This window comes from Halomonas sp. KM-1 (genome assembly GCF_000246875.1).
In the GTDB taxonomy this organism is placed as follows: Bacteria; Pseudomonadota; Gammaproteobacteria; order Pseudomonadales; family Halomonadaceae; genus Halomonas; species Halomonas aerodenitrificans.
Window position 1 is genome coordinate 1 of sequence record NZ_BAEU01000006.1, and the last position, 3,829, is coordinate 3,829.

Genomic DNA, 3,829 nt, shown 5'->3' on the forward strand with positions numbered 1-3,829 from the left:
TAGCCTTGTCGCTACCGGCGGATTTGGCGGGCTCAGGCTTGGCCGCAGCGGGTTTGTCGCCGCCCTTCTCCTGAGCGGCCTTGGTCTCGCCAGGGGCCGGGGCGACGGGCTGAGCCGGCTTGTCGGCAGCGCTGGCAGTGTCGTTGGCAGCAGGGCCGGCATCCTTCTTGTCAGCAGGGCCGGCAGCGCTTGGGGAGCCGCCCGCAGGCGCGGCGGCGGGCTTCTCGCCGCTCTTGGCGTCGCTGCCCGGCGCTGGCGAAGACGCCGCACTCTTGCCGCTGTCGCTGGCGGGCTTCGCCTTTGCCTCCGCCTCGCGGCCCTTGCCGTCCTGTCCCTTGCCGGAAGACGCCTTCCGTTCATCCTGATCGTTGGTCTGCTTGCTCATCTGTCGCTAGCCCTTTTCGAGATCGTCTTGATCGACATCGGCATCCTCCTGGTTACAGGCCGCGGCCACGGCACTGGCGAGAGCCGCCGGCGTGGCACCCGCCGCTACCACGGGAGTGCGAAAACCCAAGTTGCTGGCCAGTGTAGCCAAACGGCGACTGGACACGATTAGCGGTTGGTTCAAGGTGACCCTGGTACACCATCTTGCCAGATGTTCGAGCAGTTCGCCGCTGCTGACCACCAGCGCCCGAAACTCGCCACGTGCCAGGCGCTGCTGAAGCTCCGGCGGGGGCGCCTGCAGCCGCCGACGGTAGAGCGCCACCCGCGTGACCCTGGCGCCGCGCGCTGCCAGAGTATCGGCCAGCAGCGTACGCCCCCCTTCGCCGGCCACCAGCAGCACGCGCTGATCGTTCAGCGAGCGCAGCGAGGCGAGTTCGAGCAGCGCCTCGCTGGTGTCCTCGCCGGCAGCGGCCGAGGGCAGGTGCACCCGTACGCCGAGCCGCTCATGGAGAGCCTCGGCGGTGGCCGCACCCACCGCATACCACTGGGTGCCCAACGGCAGCTGCGGCCAGTAGCGATCCAGGGCGTGGTAGAGGCATTCGGCAGCGAAGGGGCTGACCACCACCACCTTGTGGAAATGATCGAAGTCGAGCCAAGCCTGGCGCAGCGCCGGATCCTCCGGCAGCGCTTCCAGCGTCATCGCCTCGAGGTTGATCGCCGGGTAGCCCACGGCCTCGATGGCCGCCGTCAGCGCAGCGGCGCGCTCACCCGGGCGGCAGATGAGAACGGCGGGCCCGGCAGCCATTCAGGCGCCGTAGACCTGCGCCAGGATTTCGCCGGCACCCTGCTCCAGCAGCTCTTCGGCCACCCGAACGCCCAGCGCCTCCGGCTCGTGAATCGAGCCGCGCCCCTCGGCGCGCAGCACCTGGGTGCCCTCGGGGTTGCCCACCAGCGCGCGCAGCCAGAGCGTCTGGCCGTCGTTCTCGAAGGTGGCGTAACCGCCGATGGGCACCTGGCAGCCGCCCTCGAGGCGGGTGTTCATGGCCCGCTCGGCGCGTACCCGGGTGGCGGTGATGGGGTCGTCCAGCGGCGCCAGCAGCGAGATCAGCTCCGGGTCGTTGATACGACACTCGATTCCCAGCGCCCCCTGACCACAGGCCGGCAGACACACCTCCGGCGCCAGCTCCTGGGCGATACGCTCGCCGAGCCCCAGCCGCTTGAGGCCGGAGGTCGCCAGGATGATGGCATCGAACTCGCCGGCATCGAGCTTGGCCAGGCGGGTCTGGACGTTGCCGCGCAGGGTCAGGATCTCCAGGTCGGGGCGCTGCTCGCGCATCTGCAGCCCGCGACGCAGGCTGGAGGTGCCGATGCGGGCGCCCTCGGGCAGCTCGTCGAGCGAGCCATAGTCGTTGGAGACGAAGGCATCGGTGGGCTCGGCACCGGCGAAGATCACCGACAAGCCGAGACCCTCGGGGAAGTGCATGGGCACGTCCTTCATCGAGTGCACGGCGATATCGGCGCGGCCGTCCAGAATCGCCTCTTCGAGCTCCTTGACGAACAGGCCCTTGCCGCCGATCTTCGCCAGCGGCGTATCGAGAATCTTGTCGCCGCGGGTGGAGAGCGCCACCAGCTCGACCTCGAGCCCCGGGTGTTCGGCCATCAGCAGATCGCGAACGTGTTCGGCCTGCCACATGGCCAGTAGACTCTTGCGGGTGGCAATGCGCAGCGTGTTGATGGATCGCACGTGGTTCTCCCCAGGCAGCGGGCCACGGCGGCCCTGCTCAACGATGATTGCCGCAACATTATCGGTCACGGTCGGCAGTCGGTCATTGACGTTCATCATAAAGCACCGGGCGAGGCAGGAAAAATCGAGCGCCCCGAGCATGGCCGCCGCCCCTCGCCACCCGCGCCGACTCTGGTACACTGCAAGACCTGACTGCCGCCGCCGCAGGCGGCTTCCCGATGAACGCCACAGCACGCAACGCGCAGGATGTCCACGCCGATGAGCTCTAGTCCCACAACCCCCGGCACCAACCAGTCCTGGGGCGGTCGCTTCAGCGAACCCACCGATGCCTTCGTCGAACGTTTCACCGCTTCGGTCGGTTTCGACCAGCGCCTGGCTCTTCAGGACATCCAGGGCTCCATCGCCCATGCCACCATGCTGGCCCGGGTCGGCGTGCTGACCGACGACGAGCGCGACGCCATCGTCGCTGGGTTGACGGAGATCCGCGGCGAGATCGAGCGCGGCGAGTTCCAGTGGTCGGTGAAGCTCGAAGACGTGCACATGAACGTCGAGGCGCGCCTGACCGACAAGATCGGCATCACCGGCAAGAAGCTGCACACCGGCCGCTCGCGCAACGACCAGGTGGCCACCGACATCCGCCTGTTCCTGCGCGACGAGATTGACGTGGTCGAGGCCGAGCTCAGCCGCCTGCGCGAGGGGCTGATCGCGCTGGCCGAGCGCGAGGCCGACACCATCATGCCCGGCTTCACCCACCTGCAGACCGCCCAGCCGGTGACCTTCGGCCACCACCTGCTGGCATGGCAGGAGATGCTCGCCCGCGATCACGAGCGCCTGCTCGACTGCCGCAAGCGGGTCAATATCATGCCGCTGGGCGCCGCCGCACTGGCCGGTACCACCTACCCCATCGACCGCCACGTCACCGCCGAGCTGCTGGGCTTCGAGCGCCCGGCCGAGAATTCGCTGGACGCAGTGAGCGATCGCGACTTCGCCATCGAGTTCGCCAGCTTCGCCAGCATCCTGCTGATGCACCTGTCGCGCATGAGCGAGGAGCTGGTGCTGTGGACCAGCGCCCAGTTCGACTTCATCGACCTGCCCGACCGCTTCTGCACCGGCAGCTCGATCATGCCGCAGAAGAAGAACCCCGACGTGCCCGAGCTGGTACGCGGCAAGACCGGGCGCGTTTACGGCCACCTGATGGGCCTGCTGACGCTGATGAAGTCGCAGCCGCTGGCCTACAACAAGGACAACCAGGAGGACAAGGAGCCGCTGTTCGACACCCTCGACACGGTGCGCGACTGTCTCAAGGCCTTCGCCGACATGGTGCCGGCCATCGAAGCGCGCAAGGAGAGCATGTACGAGGCGGCCCGCCGCGGCTTCTCCACCGCCACCGACCTGGCCGACTACCTGGTGCGCCGCGGCGTGGCCTTCCGCGACGCCCATGAGATCGTCGGCCTGTCCGTGGCCTTCGGCATTCGCGAGAAGAAGGACCTCTCCGAGATGAGCCTCGACGAGCTGCGCCAGTTCTCCGACGTGATCGAGAGCGACGTGTTCGAGGTGCTGACCCTGGAGGGCTCGGTAGCCGCGCGCAACCACATCGGCGGCACCGCCCCGGACCAGGTGCGCGCCGCGGCAAGCCGTGCCCGCGAGGCCCTGAACGCCCTGCGAGGCAGCCGCCCATGAGCCGGCTCGCCCTGGCTCGCG

Annotated in this window: 3 protein-coding genes and 1 pseudogene; 1 reads left to right on the forward strand and 3 read right to left on the reverse strand. The window is 68.5% G+C overall.

The window, feature by feature from the left end:
- From B8115_RS00435 to hemC, 3 genes and pseudogenes are all read right to left on the reverse strand, one after another.
- Positions 1-385, reverse strand: a pseudogene (locus B8115_RS00435) (hypothetical protein); the annotation flags it as partial.
- A 6-nt stretch (positions 386-391) separates the two neighbouring features.
- The gene (locus tag B8115_RS00440; RefSeq protein WP_010625754.1) at positions 392-1,189 is read right to left on the reverse strand and encodes a uroporphyrinogen-III synthase; all 798 of its coding nucleotides are present in this window, start codon (positions 1,187-1,189) and stop codon (positions 392-394) included.
- On the reverse strand, positions 1,190-2,128 hold the full coding sequence (gene hemC, locus B8115_RS00445) for a hydroxymethylbilane synthase (protein ID WP_026037781.1): 939 nt from the start codon (positions 2,126-2,128) through the stop codon (positions 1,190-1,192).
- A 258-nt stretch (positions 2,129-2,386) separates the two neighbouring features.
- On the opposite strand from hemC, the gene argH reads away from it, so the two are divergent.
- Positions 2,387-3,808 carry an argininosuccinate lyase gene (gene argH / locus B8115_RS00450; RefSeq protein ID WP_010625756.1) on the forward strand — a complete coding sequence of 474 codons (1,422 nt, stop codon included), beginning with the start codon at positions 2,387-2,389 and terminating at the stop codon, positions 3,806-3,808.
- Positions 3,809-3,829: the final 21 nt, after the last annotated feature.

Bases quoted from the DNA above. Each gene is read 5' to 3' on its own strand.
- B8115_RS00440 (WP_010625754.1), bottom strand. From the start codon at position 1,189: ATGGCTGCCGGGCCCGCCGTTCTCATCTGCCGCCCGGGTGAGCGCGCC.
- argH (WP_010625756.1), top strand. From the start codon at position 2,387: ATGAGCTCTAGTCCCACAACCCCCGGCACCAACCAGTCCTGGGGCGGT.